Origin of the sequence: Pseudomonas sp. fls2-241-R2A-110, from assembly GCF_030209165.1 — a bacterium.
Classification (GTDB): domain Bacteria; phylum Pseudomonadota; class Gammaproteobacteria; order Pseudomonadales; family Pseudomonadaceae; genus Aquipseudomonas.
Window position 1 is genome coordinate 179,591 of record NZ_JARVSN010000018.1, and the last position, 16,597, is coordinate 196,187.

Annotated in this window: 16 protein-coding genes; 6 read left to right on the forward strand and 10 right to left on the reverse strand. The window is 56.0% G+C overall.

Annotated features, from left to right (window positions below; all coding sequences use genetic code 11):
• The first annotated feature begins 112 nt into the window (after positions 1–112).
• Complete coding sequence (locus QRN31_RS14860; RefSeq protein ID WP_259153677.1) at positions 113–1,291, forward strand: BaiN/RdsA family NAD(P)/FAD-dependent oxidoreductase; 1,179 nt, start codon at positions 113–115, stop codon at positions 1,289–1,291.
• 414 nt (positions 1,292–1,705) lie between these two features.
• Entirely contained in the window at positions 1,706–3,889 is a 2,184-nt protein-coding gene (yccS, locus tag QRN31_RS14865; protein WP_285432738.1) for a YccS family putative transporter, read from the forward strand.
• Positions 3,890–3,937: 48 nt separating this feature from the next.
• On the opposite strand, the gene QRN31_RS14870 is transcribed toward yccS, so the two are convergent.
• Entirely contained in the window at positions 3,938–4,675 is a 738-nt protein-coding gene (locus QRN31_RS14870) for a substrate-binding periplasmic protein (RefSeq protein WP_285432740.1), read from the reverse strand.
• Between the two features lie 258 nt (positions 4,676–4,933).
• Here QRN31_RS14870 and QRN31_RS14875 point away from each other — a divergent pair, with 258 nt between their 5' ends.
• Positions 4,934–5,386, forward strand: coding sequence for a GNAT family N-acetyltransferase (locus QRN31_RS14875; protein WP_285432741.1), 453 nt, complete (start codon positions 4,934–4,936; stop codon positions 5,384–5,386).
• A gap of 111 nt (positions 5,387–5,497) precedes the next feature.
• Here QRN31_RS14875 and QRN31_RS14880 read toward each other — a convergent pair whose 3' ends face one another.
• From QRN31_RS14880 to QRN31_RS14890, 3 genes are read right to left on the reverse strand one after another with little or no spacing between them, the layout of a single operon-like run.
• Complete coding sequence (locus QRN31_RS14880; RefSeq protein WP_090178776.1) at positions 5,498–5,794, reverse strand: winged helix-turn-helix domain-containing protein; 297 nt, start codon at positions 5,792–5,794, stop codon at positions 5,498–5,500.
• 32 nt (positions 5,795–5,826) lie between these two features.
• On the reverse strand, positions 5,827–6,318 hold the full coding sequence (locus QRN31_RS14885) for a M48 metallopeptidase family protein (protein WP_285432743.1): 492 nt from the start codon (positions 6,316–6,318) through the stop codon (positions 5,827–5,829).
• 47 nt (positions 6,319–6,365) lie between these two features.
• Positions 6,366–8,489, reverse strand: a complete 2,124-nt coding sequence (locus QRN31_RS14890; protein ID WP_285432744.1) for a putative bifunctional diguanylate cyclase/phosphodiesterase — start codon at positions 8,487–8,489, stop codon at positions 6,366–6,368.
• Positions 8,490–8,808: 319 nt separating this feature from the next.
• On the opposite strand from QRN31_RS14890, the gene QRN31_RS14895 reads away from it, so the two are divergent.
• Complete coding sequence (locus QRN31_RS14895) at positions 8,809–9,477, forward strand: polysaccharide lyase family 7 protein (RefSeq protein WP_285432746.1); 669 nt, start codon at positions 8,809–8,811, stop codon at positions 9,475–9,477.
• A gap of 503 nt (positions 9,478–9,980) precedes the next feature.
• Entirely contained in the window at positions 9,981–10,274 is a 294-nt protein-coding gene (locus QRN31_RS14900) for a fructose-bisphosphate aldolase (RefSeq protein WP_285432747.1), read from the forward strand.
• A gap of 95 nt (positions 10,275–10,369) precedes the next feature.
• Here QRN31_RS14900 and QRN31_RS14905 read toward each other — a convergent pair whose 3' ends face one another.
• Complete coding sequence (locus tag QRN31_RS14905) at positions 10,370–10,636, reverse strand: hypothetical protein (protein WP_285432748.1); 267 nt, start codon at positions 10,634–10,636, stop codon at positions 10,370–10,372.
• A gap of 332 nt (positions 10,637–10,968) precedes the next feature.
• Between QRN31_RS14905 and QRN31_RS14910 the strand changes: the two genes are divergently transcribed.
• Complete coding sequence (locus QRN31_RS14910) at positions 10,969–11,667, forward strand: transposase (protein WP_285432750.1); 699 nt, start codon at positions 10,969–10,971, stop codon at positions 11,665–11,667.
• Between the two features lie 151 nt (positions 11,668–11,818).
• Here the strand turns inward: QRN31_RS14910 and QRN31_RS14915 are convergent, their stop codons facing one another.
• From QRN31_RS14915 to QRN31_RS14935, 5 genes are all read right to left on the reverse strand, one after another.
• On the reverse strand, positions 11,819–12,283 hold the full coding sequence (locus QRN31_RS14915; protein WP_285432751.1) for a ubiquitin-like protein: 465 nt from the start codon (positions 12,281–12,283) through the stop codon (positions 11,819–11,821).
• Positions 12,284–13,470: 1,187 nt separating this feature from the next.
• A complete protein-coding gene (fba, locus tag QRN31_RS14920) occupies positions 13,471–14,535 on the reverse strand; it encodes a class II fructose-bisphosphate aldolase (RefSeq protein ID WP_008151974.1) in 1,065 nt (354 codons plus the stop codon).
• A gap of 249 nt (positions 14,536–14,784) precedes the next feature.
• On the reverse strand, positions 14,785–15,117 hold the full coding sequence (locus QRN31_RS14925; protein ID WP_285432753.1) for an MliC family protein: 333 nt from the start codon (positions 15,115–15,117) through the stop codon (positions 14,785–14,787).
• Positions 15,118–15,173: 56 nt separating this feature from the next.
• Positions 15,174–15,395 carry a hypothetical protein gene (locus QRN31_RS14930; protein ID WP_285432754.1) on the reverse strand — a complete coding sequence of 74 codons (222 nt, stop codon included), beginning with the start codon at positions 15,393–15,395 and terminating at the stop codon, positions 15,174–15,176.
• A gap of 34 nt (positions 15,396–15,429) precedes the next feature.
• The gene (locus tag QRN31_RS14935) at positions 15,430–16,593 is read right to left on the reverse strand and encodes a phosphoglycerate kinase (RefSeq protein WP_208671083.1); all 1,164 of its coding nucleotides are present in this window, start codon (positions 16,591–16,593) and stop codon (positions 15,430–15,432) included.
• Positions 16,594–16,597: the final 4 nt, after the last annotated feature.

Consider the following 16,597-nt stretch of genomic DNA (forward strand, 5'->3'; position numbering starts at 1 on the left):
CGATGAGGCCAGCACATTCAACATCGTTGTTGTCTGACAGTCCGCCATCGCGAGCAAGCTCGCTCCCACATTGGTTTCGCAGTGAATTAAAAATTTGTGTGAGGACACCGTTTTGCGCTCTACCGAAGTCGTGATCATTGGCGCTGGCGCCGCAGGGTTGATGTGCGCGCTGACCGCCGCCGGGCGTGGGCGCAAGGTGCTGTTGCTCGACCATGCGAACAAGGCCGGCAAGAAAATCCTGATGTCGGGCGGTGGCCGCTGCAATTTCACCAACATGTACACCGAACCGGGCAATTTCCTCTCGCAGAACGAACACTTCTGCAAATCCGCACTGGCGCGTTACACCCAGTGGGATTTCATCGGCATGGTCGCCAAACACGGCGTGCCGTACCACGAGAAAAAACTCGGCCAGCTGTTCTGCGATAACAAATCCAGCGACATCCTCGAGATGCTGCTCAATGAGTGCGATCAGGTCGGCGTGAGCCTGCACCTGGATACTTCGATCCAGACCATCGAGAAGCTCGAAAGCGGTTATCTGCTAGACACCACGCTAGGCCAGATCACCTGTGAATCGTTGGTCATCGCCACGGGCGGGCTGTCGATCCCGACGTTGGGCGCGACCGGTTTCGGTTATCAGGTGGCCAAGCAGTTCGGTCACGATCTGCTGCCGACCCGCGCCGGCCTGGTGCCGTTCACCATCACCGATCAGCTCAAAGAGCTGTGCACTGAGTTGTCCGGCACATCGGTGGATTGCCTGGTGAGCTGCAACGATCAGAGCTTTCGCGAGAACATCCTTTTCACCCACCGCGGCCTAAGCGGCCCGGCGATTTTGCAGATTTCCTCGTTCTGGGAATCCGGCGACACGGTCGAAATCAACCTGATGCCAGACCACGACGTGCCGAGCTGGCTGCAACAGCAGCAAGCCGAACGCCCGAACAGCGAGTTGAAAACCTTGCTCGGTGAAATTTTCACCAAGAAAATGGCCAACCTGCTGGCGGACAACTGGTTCGTTTCCAAACCGATGAAGCAATACACCCATGCGGAAATTGCTGACATCGGCGAAAAACTGGCGAGCTGGAAAGTGGTGCCGGCTGGCACCGAGGGTTATCGCACGGCCGAAGTGACCCTGGGCGGCGTGGACACCCGCGAAGTCTCGTCAAAGACCATGGAATCGCTGAAAAGCCCCGGCCTGTATTTCATCGGCGAAGTGCTCGACGTCACCGGGCATCTGGGCGGGTTCAACTTCCAATGGGCCTGGGCCTCGGGTTACGCCGCCGCGCAATTCGTCTGACGCATCTGAATGTGAAATGCAGTCACTGTGGGAGCTGGCTTGTCGGGTCGCCGCATCGCTGCGATAGCAGTCTGGCAGTCAGCATCAATGTTGAATGTGCCAGCCTCATCGCGAGCAAGCTCGCTCCCACAGGTTTTTTGGCGAACCACAAAGTTGTGATCGATGCAGATCCAGTGTGGGAGCGAGCCTGCTCGCGATAGCAGTCTGGCAGTCAGCATCAATGTTGAATGTGCCAATCCTATCGCGAGCAAGCTCGCGCCCACAGGTTTCTCTGCCAATCACCAAATGGGTGATTGGCAACAGATCCTCGTATTCAAAGGAACAGATTTTGCTGTCAGATGTGATCGGCGCCATTGCGTCGACGTCATTACTGGCTCAATTTAGCGTCATCGCCTCGGAAGGCCCTCGCACTTCATGTCATCGACCCCTTTTAGTCAGTCTCTGCGCCGCCTCTGGGCGCTGGATAAATTCAGCTACAGCGTGCGGGTGTTCATCGCCCTGACCGGCACCATGGCTGTCTGTTGGTATCAGGATGAAATGGGGCTGCTGATCCCATTGTTCCTGGGGATCATCGCCAGCGCCCTGGCCGAAACCGACGACAGTTGGCAGGGCCGCCTCAACGCGCTGGCCGTGACGCTGGTGTGCTTCAGCGTTGCTGCCCTCTCCGTCGAATTGCTGTTCCCCTACCCGATCGTTTTCGTCATCGCCCTGGCGCTGGCCAGTTTCGGCCTGACCATGCTCGGCGCCCTCGGCGAACGCTATGGCGCAATTGCCTCGGCAACGTTGATTCTGTCGGTCTACACCATGATCGGCGTGGACCAACGCGGCGGCGCGGTCACCGACTTCTGGCACGAGCCAGTGCTGCTGGTGGCCGGTGCGGCCTGGTACGGTTTGCTGTCGGTGCTGTGGCAGGCGCTGTTCTCCAATCAGCCGGTGCAGCAAAGCCTGGCGCGACTGTTCCGCGAATTGGGCTATTACCTGAAGCTCAAAGCTTCACTGTTCGAGCCGATCCGGCAACTGGACGTGGAGGCGCGTCGACTGGAACTGGCCCAGCAAAACGGCCGGGTGGTGGCGGCGCTCAACGCAGCCAAGGAAATCATCCTGCATCGGGTCGGCAATGGTCGGCCGGGGGCCAAGGTCAGCCGCTACCTCAAGCTGTACTTCCTCGCTCAAGACATCCATGAGCGCGCCAGTTCGTCGCACTATCCTTACAACGCGCTGGCCGAGGCATTCTTCCACAGCGACGTGCTGTTCCGCTGTCAGCGCCTGCTGCGCCAGCAAGGCAAAGCCTGCCGCGCCTTGGCCGAATCGATCCAGATGCGCCAGCCTTTCGTCTATGACGCCAGCTTCGCCGAAGCCCTGAGCGACCTGCACGCCTCGCTCGAACACCTGCGCATCCAGAGCAACCCGGCCTGGCGGGGTCTGCTGCGTTCATTGCGCGCGCTGGCCGCCAACCTCGGCACTCTCGACCGCTTGCTCAGCGATGCCAGCAATCCCGACGCCTTGGCCGACGCCACGGACAGTAGCCTGCTCGACCGTTCGCCACGCAACCTCAAGGATGTGTGGATTCGCTTGCGCACACAGCTGACGCCGACATCGCTGCTGTTTCGCCATGCACTGCGTCTGCCCCTGGCCTTGAGCATCGGCTACGGCATGGTGCATTTGATTCACCCGTCGCAGGGTTACTGGATCATCCTCACCACGCTGTTTGTCTGTCAGCCGAACTACGGCGCGACCCGGCGCAAACTCGGGCAGCGGATCTTCGGCACGGCGATTGGCCTGACCTTGGCCTGGGCACTGTTCGATCTGTTCCCCAACCCTTTGATTCAGTCGTGCTTCGCGATTGCCGCCGGGGTGGTGTTCTTTATCAACCGCACCACCCGCTACACCCTGGCCACGGCCGCGATCACCCTGATGGTGCTGTTCTGCTTCAACCAGGTCGGGGACGGCTACGGGCTGTTCCTGCCGCGACTGCTCGACACCTTGCTTGGCAGCCTGATCGCCGGGCTCGCGGTGTTCCTGTTCCTGCCGGACTGGCAGGGCCGACGCCTGAACAAAGTGCTGGCCAACACCCTGACCTGCAACAGCATTTACCTGCGCCAGATCATGCAGCAATACGCCGTCGGCAAGAGCGACGATCTCGCGTATCGCCTGGCCCGGCGAAACGCGCACAACGCAGACGCGGCGCTGTCGACGACGCTGGCGAACATGTTGATGGAGCCGGGGCATTTTCGTAAGGAGGCGGATGTCGGGTTTCGCTTCCTGGTGCTGTCGCACACGCTGCTCAGTTACTTGTCGGGCTTGGGTGCGCACCGAGAAACCCAACTGCCGGCGGATGTGCGCGAGCACCTGATCGACGGTGCAGGCGTGAGCCTGGCCGCCAGCATCGACGAGATCGCCCAGGGCCTGACAAACAAACTACCGATAGCGATTCAGAGTGATGCGGAAGAGGCGCTGGCCAATGAACTGGAACAGATGCCGGATGAAATCGACGAAGGCCAGCGACTGGTGCAGACGCAGTTGGCGTTGATCTGCCGCCAGCTGGGGCCCTTGCGCACGCTGGCGGCGCACCTGATCAAGGACACCAGCGAAACCTGAGATTTGTGGTGAAGGGCCATCAGCCACACCACACATTTCAGAGAAGCTTCACATCCCATGCTGCCTCATCAACCGCTCATAACTGCCATCCGCCTTCATCTCGGCAATCTCGCGGTCGAAGTTGGCGACAATTTGTTCATGCTGCGGATTCTTCAGGCTGACCAGTATGTGCAAGCTGTTCTCGCTCAACGGCTTGGGCAGGAACTCCACGGCATTGCGCACCTTGGCTGATTCCCGAGCCAGGTAATAACGGGCGACGTATTCGTCTTCCAGGGTCAACTTGACCCGGTCCGCCGCCACCATGCGCACGGCCATCGCGAAGTTATGCACCGGGACTTTCTGCAGCGACACGTCTTCGTCGAATTCCGGCGAATAGGCATAACCACGCACCACCGCAATCGGATAGGTGTGCAGTTGCTGCAGGTTGTTGAACTCGATCGGTGCATCCTTGCGCTTGAGAAAGCGCACACGGTTGAGCAGGTACTCTCCCGAAAACTGGCCCAGCTTGGTGCGTTCCTCGGTGTACCAGGTGTTGACTAACACGTCGTAACGTCCTTCACCGACGCCCAACAGAGCTCGCGCCCAGGGCACCTGCTCAAAATCACTGGCATAACCGGCCCGGGCCAGCGCGGTGCTGACGATGTCCGTGGCCAAGCCACCATTGACCAGCGTGGCGTCGGTAAAGGGCGGCCAGGCATCGGCGACGAGGCGCAATTTTTCCGCTGCCGCACTCTGTGCCAGCAACAGCAATCCGATCAAAGCAAACGCTCGATGCAATCGCGGCATGCTTGAAAATCCTTAGCGGGCGGATTGCCCGGCGTATTTTTCAGCCAAAACTCCAAGACCCACGTACCGACAAGCCAGGTACTCAACGTTAGCTCATTGAAGCCACTGCACAGCGTTCAATCTCAGATTACACAAAGAAGACAACGCCGCGCTAAATGAATGATGGCATTTTGGCCTTTGTCACAGATTTACCCGCCATGAAGACATCCATCGACAGGACGCTTAGTATCGGAACGACGTTGTTCAAGGAATGTGAAGATGACAATTGATTGGGTCTGCAAACACCACAGCGATCTGGGCAAGGAACAGCTGTACGCCATTTTGCAGTTGCGTGCACAGGTGTTCGTCGTCGAACAGAGATGCGCTTATCAGGATGTCGACGGGCAAGATCTGGAAGGTGACACCTGCCATTTGATGGCGTGGGATGAGGATCAACTGGTGGGGTACCTGAGATTGCTCGATCCGCAAACCCAGGGCGGCGACGTGGTGATCGGCCGCGTAATCATTGCACCTCAAGCACGTGGTACCGGGCTTGGGCATGCTTTGATGGAACAGGCGTTGAAGCAGGCCGAAAAGCATTGGCCTGACGTGCCGATCTATCTCTCGGCCCAGGCGCATTTACAGGGGTATTACGGGCGGTACGGATTTATGGTGTCGGGCGAAGAGTTTCTTGAGGATGATATTCCGCATATCGGGATGCGCCGTCCGTAACGATCGTTCCCACGCTCTGCGTGGGAATGCAGCCCGGGACGCTCTGCGTCCCAAGAGCGGACGCAGAGCGTCCATTGAGGCATTCCCACGCAGAGCGTGGGAACGATCATCTCAGGGATATTCCAGCACCGCTTTGATCTGCCGAAGATTACGCTCGATCCACCCGCGATCAATCGCCCCCCACTCGCGAATCCGATAGCGCCCCGCGTGATTGCGTGCGCCCTCTTCCTGTTCAAATTCGCAAATGATGTCCAGGTCCGCCAACGCAGCGATGGTGTCCTGCGCCGTGCGCCGGGGCATGCCGGTCACTTCGGTCAATGCCGGGACGCTGCTCGCCAGCCCGCTGTCAATCAGATACGCCACGTATAAACGGCGGTAGAAGCTGCTCTTGGTCTTGCTGACATCCATTCAAACACTCCAGGCTGCGATCTGTTGATCTTTTACTGCATATCCCGCCACGTCAGGTACACCCGCAGATCAAACTCCACCTGGTGATACCCCGGCAACATGTGTTCGCAGAGTTTGTAGAACGCCTTGTTGTGATCCGACTCTTTGAAGTGCGCCAGCTCATGCACCACGATCATTTTCAGAAATTCAGAGGGCGCTTCCTTGAACAACGAGGCCACCCGGATTTCCTTCTTGGCCTTGAGCTTGCCGCCCTGCACTCTCGAAATCGTGGTGTGCAGGCCGAGGGCGCGATGGGTCAGGTCGAGGCGGTTGTCGAACAACACCTTATCGATGGCCGGCGCGTTACGCAGGTATTCCTGCTTGAGCTCCAGCGCATAGGTGTACAGCGCCTTGTCGCTCTGTACGGCGTGTTGTTCCGGGTAGCGCTTGCTCAGGTAATCGCCCAGCCGACCTTCGGCGATCAGCTGGCGCACCTGATCCTGCAACGCAGCAGGATAGGCCTGGAGGTATTTCAACGCAGTCATTGAGGTCGGCAACACACGATCACGAAAAGATCGCCAGTGTAGCGAATTCAACGGGGCAGCGCGCTCCAGTCAAACGGCTGCACAAAGTCGCCGGCATCCTCGGCCATCATCGGCCGCCCCACCAGAAAACCCTGCACATACTGGCAACCATTGGCTTGAAGCCATTCATATTGCGCAACGGTTTCAACCCCTTCGGCAATCACCAGCATCCCGTACTGCTTGCACAGGTCGATCACGTTGCGCACCAGCGCCGCGTCCCGTTCGGATTCCGGCAGACGGGCAATCAAATGTCGGTCGAACTTGAGTGTATCCAGTTCCAGGTCGCGCAGATGAGACAACGAGCACGGCCCGGAGCCGAAGTCATCCAGTGCCACCCGCACCCCAAGATTGCGCAGCAGGCGCAACGTTTTGCGGGTTTCCTCGGGGTTTTGCATCAACGCTTCTTCCGTCACCTCGACTTCCAGACAACGCGGCTGCAAGCCATGACGTTCAATCACCTGGCGCAATTCGGTGACCAGGTTGGGCATACCGAACTGGGTGCTGCTCAAACTGACGCCCAGCACCAGATCCTCGGCAAACAAGCTTTCCCAGGCCTTGCGCTGTCCGGCGCCGCGTTGATAAATCCAGCTGCCCAGACGGCTGATCAGCCGAGCCTCTTCCAGCAACGGCAAAAACAGGCCCGGCGGTACGTCGCCGACGCTCGGATGCTGCCAGCGCAGCAAGGCTTCGAACCCGCGAATCTGCCCGCCATCGATGGCCACTTGCGGTTGATACACCAGATTGAAATCACGGTTTTCGATGGCCGTGCGCACACTCTCTTCAAGCATCAATCGCGAGCGCGCCCGCCCGTTCATTTCATGATCGTAGAACCGGTACTGCTGGCGGCCAGCGCGCTTGGCCTCATACATGGCGATGTCCGATGCACGCAGCAAGCCATCGAGATTGGCCCCGCAATCCGGGAAGGTGGCGATGCCGATGCTGGCGCCCAAGGCGATATCCAGCCCATCGATCTGCTGACAGATCGATACCCGTTCGATGAGTTTCTCGGCGATCTTCGCCGCTTGCTCCGGGAACTCCAGGTCCAGCAGCGCCGTGAACTCGTCGCCGCCCATGCGCGCCAGAATGTCGAAGGGCCGCAGACACGCCTTCAATTGCTCGGACACCCAACGCAACACCCGGTCGCCGGCATCGTGACCGAGGGAGTCGTTGACGCGCTTGAAGCCGTCGAGGTCCAGGTACAGCAGCACCCAGGCGCTGTCGGACCGTTCGCCGCGCAACAGCAGATTTTCAACGGTCTGGTAAAACCCGCGACGGTTGAGCAGCCCGGTCAATGGGTCGGTCACCGCCTGGAATTCCAGTTGCTGATGCAGATGGCGCACCACCGACATGTCCAGCACCGTGACAACCATCGCCTGTTGTTCGCGGGGCAACGGCGCGCAAGACAGCGCCACCGGCACCTGCTGGCCAGGCGCGGTGCGCAACATCGCATCGTGCAGGCGCAGGGTTTCGCCGCGTTTGTAACCGATATAAAGCTCAGAATCGGCCCACACCGGGATATGTGGTTTCTGCAGGAAATCGAGGAATTCCTTGCCTTGCAGATCCTGCACCGTGGCGTTGAGCAGCCGCGACATCGCCGGATTGGCAAAGCGGATCAAACCGTCCTCCCCCACCACCAGGATGCCCTCGGCGGCGTTGTCCAGCACCGAGGCGTTAAACGCCCGAGCGACCTCCAGATCGCGGCTCAGGCGCTGCAACGCACGGCGGTTGCGCTGGTGCTCGAGCAATGCCTGGACCTTGGGCTTGAGAATTTGCGGATCAAACGGTTTGAACAGGTAATCCACCGCGCCACTGGCATAGCCCTTGATCACGGCATCCTGAGACTGTTCGTTGGCGGTGAGGAAAATAATCGGCGTGAGTCGGGTTCGTTGACTGCCGCGCATCAGGCGCGCGACTTCGAAACCGTCCATGCCCGGCATCTGCACATCCAGCAGCACCAGGTCGATGTCATGTTCGAGTAAAAGACTCAGGGCTTCAAAACCGGAAGCCGCGGTGATGACCTGCCAATCCTGGCGCTGAAGTAACGCCTGCATGCTGATCAGGTTTTCAGGGTAATCGTCGACGATTAAAAGGATCGAGTTGCCTTCAGCTGGCGTGGGGTGCGCGCATTCCATGCTGCTTCTCTTGTTCGGGGCGTCAGGCCGGTTTCTCGTGAAAACCGGACAAATACTGAGGCTTCACTCTAGACCGGGATCTGCAAAAGCAGAAGCTGTCAGTGCGCCATCATTTAACCATCAGGTTCATTTGCCGACTAACGGTCACCTCTAAAAGCCCCTGAAACCGGGAAAGATGGCTTTTTGACAGGATTTTGGCGTCAGCCACCCGTCAGTCCGCTGTTAACAAATTGAACTTCTACGATTATAAAGACCCCCCCCAATGCTTGTGCTAGAGCTTCTGGTACCTGCGTGCAGTAAAATTTGTGGAAGCCTTTCTATGATCGATCTCGCAACCTGGAACCTCAGTGTTCCTGTCGGCAACCCGCCGTACACCGTTGACACACCGAAACTGGTGAAAGGCTTCAAGGATCAATACTTCCACTCCGATACCGGCACACTGTTTTTCTGGGCCCCGGTCACCGGCTCCAAGACCGAAAACGCCAAATACCCCCGTACCGAACTTCGCGAAACCTACAGCAACGGCACCCTGCACAACTGGCTCTACTCGGACGCCGACAACCTACTGCACGCCACCCTGGCGGTGAACCAGGTGCCAAGCTCCGGAAAGATCGTCATCGGCCAGATCCATGCCTATGAAAGCCAGAAGCCTTTGATCAAGCTTGAGTATCAGTACAAGACCAGCACTTCGACCGGCAACATCGTCGCCAAAGTGCGCATGCGCCCGGATGATGGCGAAGGCCGAGTGATCACCATTGCTACCGGCGTGAAGCTGGATCAGGAGTTCTCCTACCTCATTCACTTGAGCCGTGGCGGTGCGCTGGGCATCAGCGCGGCGGGTAACCAGTGGGACACCGACATCAGCAAGACCTGGCGCGACAAGCCGCTGTATTTCAAGGCTGGGGTTTATGTGCAAGACCACACCGGGTACACCAGCGAAGGCGCGAAAGTGACGTTCAGCAAACTGGATATTGATCACAATAAGTAATCCCCGCAGCTCGCAATCCCTGTAGCAGCTGCCGAGCGGCTGCTACAGCGTCCGAAAAACGCGTAGGACGTCTCCGACTGTGGCGAGGGAGCTTGCTCCCGCTGAGCGGCGAAGCAGCCCCAAACCCCGCCACCTGATTCCCACAGACACGCCACGCCCCCGATTTACGGCGCCTGCGCCTCCGAACGGGAGCAAGCTCCCTCGCCACAATGACCGCATACAGGTCCTACAGCCCGGTTGCGGCTGCCCGAATCGCTGCCTAAAGTTGGCCCGTCGCTGACCATTGTTGGCGATAGGGTTTCGCAGCCCTAGCGAGTTAGATCCACAACCGTCAAAATACGGCGCGGCAACTTTGCCTGTGCTCTTTTTATGGCGGCTGTGCGTGGGAGACCATCTGGTCTGCCGGGTCTTAACTCCTCGGTCTGCGAACCCGCGCGCAGTTGCCACCCAATTTGTTTCGCAGCAAACGGTGGCAAATTCTTTTCTTGAGTTAAGGATTTTCTATGAGCAATCAGCAACCGCCACGCCGCTTCACCCCAATGTCCCAACTGGCCACCGACTATCCCGTCCTTCTCATCGACAGCGACGCCCCGCTACGCGAACTCCATAACTGCGTCAGCGAACGCCTCAATGCCGTCCTCAAATACTTGAATCTGATGGCCTGCACCAGCCTGCCGGACTACGCCGAGAACGATATCAACACCGTTTCCAATATCGCGCGGATTCTGATCCAGGATGTAAGCGATGTGTTTCAAGTGATTGAACAGCGCGGCTTTGACGTAACGAAAGCTCAATAGCCGATTCACAGGCAATAAAAACCCGCAGCAATGCGGGTTTTTATTAAGGACGATTTAATAAATCCGCCCCCCTTTTTTCTTTCTTTTTTCTTTGTTCAGTCAGTATGAACCGGTGGGATTTTAATCTCACCGTCCGGGAGCCGCACTTCACTTGGGATAAGATAAGTTGCCGTCTTGATATTTCCGTATTTTAAGCTGACTTGAATTCCATTATTTTCAATGACGAGATCCAGATTCAAGAATTTTCCACTATAAACGCTACCATCTTTCATTTCTACATAGATAGATTCTCCGCGCTTGATCGCATTTAATGTAGAAACTTTCTGACTCTCATCAACACTCAACATTTCTGATTCACTCACGGATGAAGCCTCCGATAAATGTATTGAGAATAGGGAAAGCGTCATCCCTACCTGTTGCGCAATAGAAGTTAGAACAACATTAAGATTTTTACACCTGTAAAAATTGACAGTTCTTTATACGCTTTAGCTATATCATTAACTAAAACAAGGCGCCAAACCAACCAAATAATAAGTGAACAACAAAAACAACGGCAAACAAAGAGGACACCCATTAGCCGGCCTCGAGTCAAGACTAAAAAAAAAAAGAAAAAAAACAAAGGGGACAGATTTATTATTTAATCGATTGTCTGCTGCTATACTTCAACCATCACTACAAGGACGTAGGAGGCTATATGCCCAGAATGGGACGTGTTGTGTTACCTAATTATCCGCATCATGTCGTGCAACGAGGCCACAATAAACAGGTTGTGTTCGCCGAGCCGGGGGACTTCCAGCGCTACCTCGAGGACCTGCGAGAGCTCAAAGCGCTATACAACGTTAAAATTTATGCATTCTGCTTGATGACCAATCATGTCCATCTACTGCTCGCACCAGGAAATTCCGCAGCGAGCCTCGGACAATTGATGAAAGGCCTGGCAGGCCGAATGACACGCTATCGCAACAAGCTGGAGGGACGCTCCGGCACCTTGTGGGAAAGTCGGTACAAATCCAGCGTGGTTCAAACCGACACCTATTTGCTGGCTTGTAGTCGATACATCGAACTGAACCCGGTGCGAGCGCAAATGGTTCAGCATGCACAGGATTACCCTTGGTCGAGTCTGCACCTGCGCCTCAATGAAACGGCTGAAAATCATTGGCTGGATGAGGATCTTTGCTTCACCGAACTCGGCGCAACCCATACCGAACGTCTTGCCCGCTACACCTCGTTTATGGAACAGACGATTCCTTGCTCGGAGTTGCAGTTAATCAGAGGCGCCCTTCAGCGCGGACAATTGACGGGCAACCCTCGATTCACAGACGAGATAGAAAGTATCACTGGAACGCGAATATCACGTCGCGCGCGAGGCAGGCCTACAAAGCAAACCGAATAGAGGCACCAAAGCGAGGGGACAATTAAATAAATCCAATTAAATAAATCTGTCCCCTTTTCTTTCTTTTCTTTTTGGGATCACTCAGAATCTGTCCCCTTTTCTTTTTGAACCAATACCGACTCTAATATGCCAGCACCCTAGAAACCTGCTTCTATACCGGCCTCATTTCAAGGTGTATGGTTGAGTGGTCTCCAACACCGTAATCCGACAATGTCCTCCCGTCCTCAAGCTGTTTGCCCTCATAAATCAATCTAATCTTATCAGGCGAAAATCCCTTTTTATCTTGTATCTTCGACTTTATATTCTCAATGGAGTCCGAGGAATCAGCGAACACATCAAATACCTCCCCACTATGAAGTTCGATGTGAATACACTCCACGCCAAACACCGTAGACCGGGTCCCTTTTAGACTCAAAATATTCCGACGAAGAATATTCAGCACATAGGGATTTTCCTCGGTAGAGATTGTAATCATTGACGCATCTACCGACTTAAGTATGCTATTAAACTCTCGAGGCACATACCCACCTAAATCTGCATCATAAACGTTAGCCTTGACATATATAAGCTTTCCAATAGTTGATTCTTCTATCCGTTGAGATGTCACATCACTCATGATATATAACCCTCTCACCCTTACAACGCGATACTGAAAAAAAGAAAAAGAAGAGGAACAAATCTATTTATCGACAAATCCTCTATATCTTCCCGCCATGCGATAAACAATAGGCTGTAGAACTCAAAAACTCACCTGTAAAACATGACAGTTTTTAATACATTTTCGCGATAACCAGATAAACAAAATAACCATACCTAGCGCCTTGCCCGCTGAATGAAACAAACGATTTTTTCCTCCGAACGCAGTTAATCAGAGGCGCCCCCCGTAAGCGCTGACAATTGACGGGTAATCCTCGATTCACAGATGAAATAGAAAAAATTACTGGATTGCGAATATCCCATCGAGCGCGAGGTAGGCCTGCGAAACAATTCGAATAAAACCACGAGGGGGTGTTTAGTCCTGAAATGGCGATTAAATAGATCTGTCACCTTTTCTAATTCAGAGACGATGCCAACCCAATACATCCGCTCTTACTTTCAGTCGATTAATCTTATCCGACTATAGCAAAACGATATTAAAAACTGTCAAATCTTACAGGTGACTCCATCAACCCATCAAACTAATCTGATCTACCTAACACAAGAGAACAGAGCCGGACACACAAACAAATTCAGCTGATCTCCTCTAACTCCTGAAGGTATCTAGCATGCGTACGCATACAAAAATCATGATATTGCTAATTAGTACGTTTTTTTCGACAGTCGGTGCAAGCGTCACATTGGCAGGGCAGTGTGACAATGATTGGAATTCCAGTTCAGCGAGCGCATCCTGTTCCTTGCTGACGCAACCAATACAGACCGCCCTTCCTAGCGATCACCACAGCGACTTTGACTGCGTCATTCATGTCTCCTGCCTTTCTGGCGGAACACATCCAGAGAAAGAAAACAATTGGAATACCAGAGAAATAAACAACACCACGGAGATAAACAGGCAATTTCCAATTAGCTTTGTAAAATCCATCGTCAATTGCAATGGAGATTTGAGAACTGGCAGCTGTCCTTGAATACTATACAGCTATCTCAATACACTATTAATATCTGAAATTGACAACACCATTCTAAAACACAACCGCCCCGTTCACCAAGTGATTGGAAATGGATTTGAATACCATAAAGTTTAGTAACAAACGCCCATTAAAAACCCGCCTCACGGCGGGTTTTTTATGCGACTAAAACGCTAAAAACTTAGTTAACCTTAGCGTTCAACTCACCCTTCAAATACCGCTGATACATGCCTTCCAACGAGATCGGCTTGATCTTCGAAGCATTACCGGCAGTACCGAAAGCCTCATAACGAGCGATACACACATCACGCATCGCCGTCACAGTAGCGCCGAAGAACTTACGCGGATCGAACTCGCTTGGGTTGGTGGCCATCAGGCGACGCATCGCACCGGTGGATGCCAGACGCAGGTCAGTGTCGATGTTGACCTTACGCACGCCGTGCTTGATGCCTTCGACGATCTCTTCAACCGGCACGCCGTAGGTTTCTTTGATGTCGCCGCCGTACTGGTTGATGATCGCCAGCCAGTCTTGCGGAACCGAAGACGAACCGTGCATCACCAGGTGGGTGTTCGGGATGCGTTTGTGGATTTCTTTGATGCGGTCGATGGCCAGCACGTCGCCGGTAGGCGGCTTGGTGAACTTGTAGGCGCCGTGGCTGGTGCCGATGGCGATGGCCAGGGCATCGACCTGGGTGCGTTTGACGAAGTCAGCGGCTTCTTCCGGGTCGGTCAGCATTTGGCTGTGATCCAGAACGCCTTCGGCGCCGATGCCATCTTCTTCACCGGCCATACCGGTTTCCAGCGAACCCAGGCAACCCAGCTCGCCTTCTACCGAAACGCCGCAGGCGTGAGCCATGGCCACGGTTTGTTGGGTGACGCGGATGTTGTAGTCGTAGTCGGTCGGGGTCTTGCCGTCTTCGCCCAGGGAACCGTCCATCATCACCGAGCTGAAGCCCAGTTGGATGGAGCGCTGGCAGACGTCAGGGCTGGTGCCGTGGTCCTGGTGCATGCACACCGGGATGTGCGGGAATTCTTCGATTGCCGCCAGGATCAGGTGACGCAGGAACGGAGCACCGGCGTATTTGCGAGCACCGGCCGAAGCCTGGACGATCACCGGGGAGTCAGTCTTGTCAGCGGCTTCCATGATGGCGCGCATCTGTTCAAGGTTGTTGACGTTGAAGGCTGGAACGCCGTAGCCGAACTCGGCTGCGTGGTCCAACATCTGGCGCATGCTGATAAGTGCCATTGTGTATGTCTCTCCCGGTTTGGGTCGTTAATCGTGCCAGCCTGCCGTAGCGGCGGCGGCTATTCAAGTTATTGCAGATCGGGGGTTGGCCCGGGCTGCGAATTCGGTGTTGCCTGAATCTTGAGCTCTGCACAAAACCCTGTGGGAGCGAGCTTGCCCGCGATGAGGGCCTGGCTGCCAACAGTGCGGTGACTGTCAGACCGCTATCGCGAGCAAGCTCGCTCCCACATTAGGTCCATGGTGTGTCAGTTACTGCGCTTTACAACCGCGGCCAATCAAATCATTGGTGGCGACCCAGTACACCAGGCCTTCCTCACCTTTTTGGTGAAACGCCAGCATGTCGTTGCTGTACAGCGAACCCGACGCGCCCGGCTCTTGCTTCAAGCGGTAGACCTGATCGCCCCCGCCCAGTCGCACGTCGACTTCCTTGCGGCTGTCATCGGTGTAGCGCCAGAGCACTTTGGCCTGGCTATCACAGGTCCAGGTGGTCCAGTTGTCCGTCGATTCGGCAGGCTTGAACAGGTTGAAATTTGCACAACCTGCCAGCAATGCCAACGCCGTAACGGCGATAAAACCTTTCATCCATGTTCCTCGACTGACGGCGCACGCCGCCAGCCCTGAGTAATGAGTCAGACCCGTCAAGGGCAACCATGTTCCTTGGAGGGTGTCTGTGTCTCGTATTTTTCCAGGCCATCAGGCCCCGCGCGTTTGTTGATCACCGGGTTGGTTTCCGCTTGCCAGTCAGCCTGGTAGCAGCCTTTCTCCACCGATTGCGGCGCAGGTTCCGGCGTGGCTTTGGGGTTACTCCCGCAAGCCGCCAGCATACCCGCAGCGATCAACAGCGCTAAGGTCTTGACCATGTGAACACTCCTTTGCCTGGTCAAATGGGCGGCCTCAGGCCTTGGCCCGGCTTTCCAGGACTTCAACGGCTGGCAACACTTTGCCTTCGACGAATTCGAGGAATGCGCCGCCACCGGTAGAAATGTAGGAGATCTGGTCAGCAACGCCATACTTATCGATGGCCGCCAGGGTGTCGCCGCCGCCAGCGATGGAGAACGCCGAGCTTTGTGCGATGGCCTCGGCCAGGACTTTAGTGCCGTTACCGAACTGGTCGAATTCGAACACGCCCACCGGGCCGTTCCACAGGATGGTCTTGGACGACTTCAGCAGCTCGGCGAAATTCGCCGCGGTCTGTGGGCCGATGTCCAGGATCATGTCGTCGGCAGCCACGTCGGCGATCAGCTTGACGGTGGCGGTCGCGCTTTCAGCGAATTCCTTGGCAACCACGACGTCCACCGGCAATGGCACGCTGACTTTGGCGGCGATTTCGCGAGCGGTGTCCAGCAGGTCCGGTTCGTACAGAGACTTGCCGACCGGGTGACCGGCAGCTGCGAGGAAGGTGTTGGCAATGCCGCCGCCGACGATCAGCTGGTTGCAGATCTGGCTCAGGCTGTTCAGCACGTCGAGTTTGGTCGACACCTTGGAACCGGCAACGATGGCTGCCATTGGCTGGGCTGGCGAACCCAGGGCTTTGCCCAAGGCGTCCAGTTCAGCGGCCAGCAGCGGACCTGCTGCGGCGACTTTGGCGAACTTGGCCACGCCGTGGGTCGAACCCTCGGCGCGGTGAGCGGTGCCGAAGGCGTCCATCACGAACACGTCGCACAGGGCGGCGTATTGCTGGGCCAGTTCGTCGGCGTTCTTTTTCTCGCCCTTGTTGAAGCGCACGTTTTCGAACAGCACGATGTCGCCGGCCTTGACGTCGACGCCGCCCAGGTAGTCAGCCACCAGCGGCACTTCGCGGCCCAGGGCCTTGCTCAGGTAGTCAGCAACAGGCTTGAGGCTGTTCTCGGCCGAGAACTCGCCTTCGGTCGGACGGCCAAGGTGCGAGCAGACCATCACGGCCGCGCCTTTTTCCAGGGCCAGCTTGATGGTCGGCAGCGAGGCCAGGATTCGCGCATCGCTGGTGACAACACCGTCCTTGACTGGGACGTTGAGGTCTTCGCGAATCAGTACGCGCTTACCTTGCAGATCGAGGTCGGACATCTTCAACACGGTCATGGGT

Bases quoted from the DNA above. Each gene is read 5' to 3' on its own strand.
- yccS (WP_285432738.1), top strand. From the start codon at position 1,706: ATGTCATCGACCCCTTTTAGTCAGTCTCTGCGCCGCCTCTGGGCGCTG.
- QRN31_RS14870 (WP_285432740.1), bottom strand. From the start codon at position 4,675: ATGCCGCGATTGCATCGAGCGTTTGCTTTGATCGGATTGCTGTTGCTG.
- QRN31_RS14875 (WP_285432741.1), top strand. From the start codon at position 4,934: ATGACAATTGATTGGGTCTGCAAACACCACAGCGATCTGGGCAAGGAA.
- QRN31_RS14880 (WP_090178776.1), bottom strand. From the start codon at position 5,794: ATGGATGTCAGCAAGACCAAGAGCAGCTTCTACCGCCGTTTATACGTG.
- QRN31_RS14885 (WP_285432743.1), bottom strand. From the start codon at position 6,318: ATGACTGCGTTGAAATACCTCCAGGCCTATCCTGCTGCGTTGCAGGAT.
- QRN31_RS14890 (WP_285432744.1), bottom strand. From the start codon at position 8,489: ATGGAATGCGCGCACCCCACGCCAGCTGAAGGCAACTCGATCCTTTTA.
- QRN31_RS14895 (WP_285432746.1), top strand. From the start codon at position 8,809: ATGATCGATCTCGCAACCTGGAACCTCAGTGTTCCTGTCGGCAACCCG.
- QRN31_RS14900 (WP_285432747.1), top strand. From the start codon at position 9,981: ATGAGCAATCAGCAACCGCCACGCCGCTTCACCCCAATGTCCCAACTG.
- QRN31_RS14910 (WP_285432750.1), top strand. From the start codon at position 10,969: ATGCCCAGAATGGGACGTGTTGTGTTACCTAATTATCCGCATCATGTC.
- QRN31_RS14915 (WP_285432751.1), bottom strand. From the start codon at position 12,283: ATGAGTGATGTGACATCTCAACGGATAGAAGAATCAACTATTGGAAAG.
- fba (WP_008151974.1), bottom strand. From the start codon at position 14,535: ATGGCACTTATCAGCATGCGCCAGATGTTGGACCACGCAGCCGAGTTC.
- QRN31_RS14925 (WP_285432753.1), bottom strand. From the start codon at position 15,117: ATGAAAGGTTTTATCGCCGTTACGGCGTTGGCATTGCTGGCAGGTTGT.
- QRN31_RS14930 (WP_285432754.1), bottom strand. From the start codon at position 15,395: ATGGTCAAGACCTTAGCGCTGTTGATCGCTGCGGGTATGCTGGCGGCT.
- QRN31_RS14935 (WP_208671083.1), bottom strand. From the start codon at position 16,593: ATGACCGTGTTGAAGATGTCCGACCTCGATCTGCAAGGTAAGCGCGTA.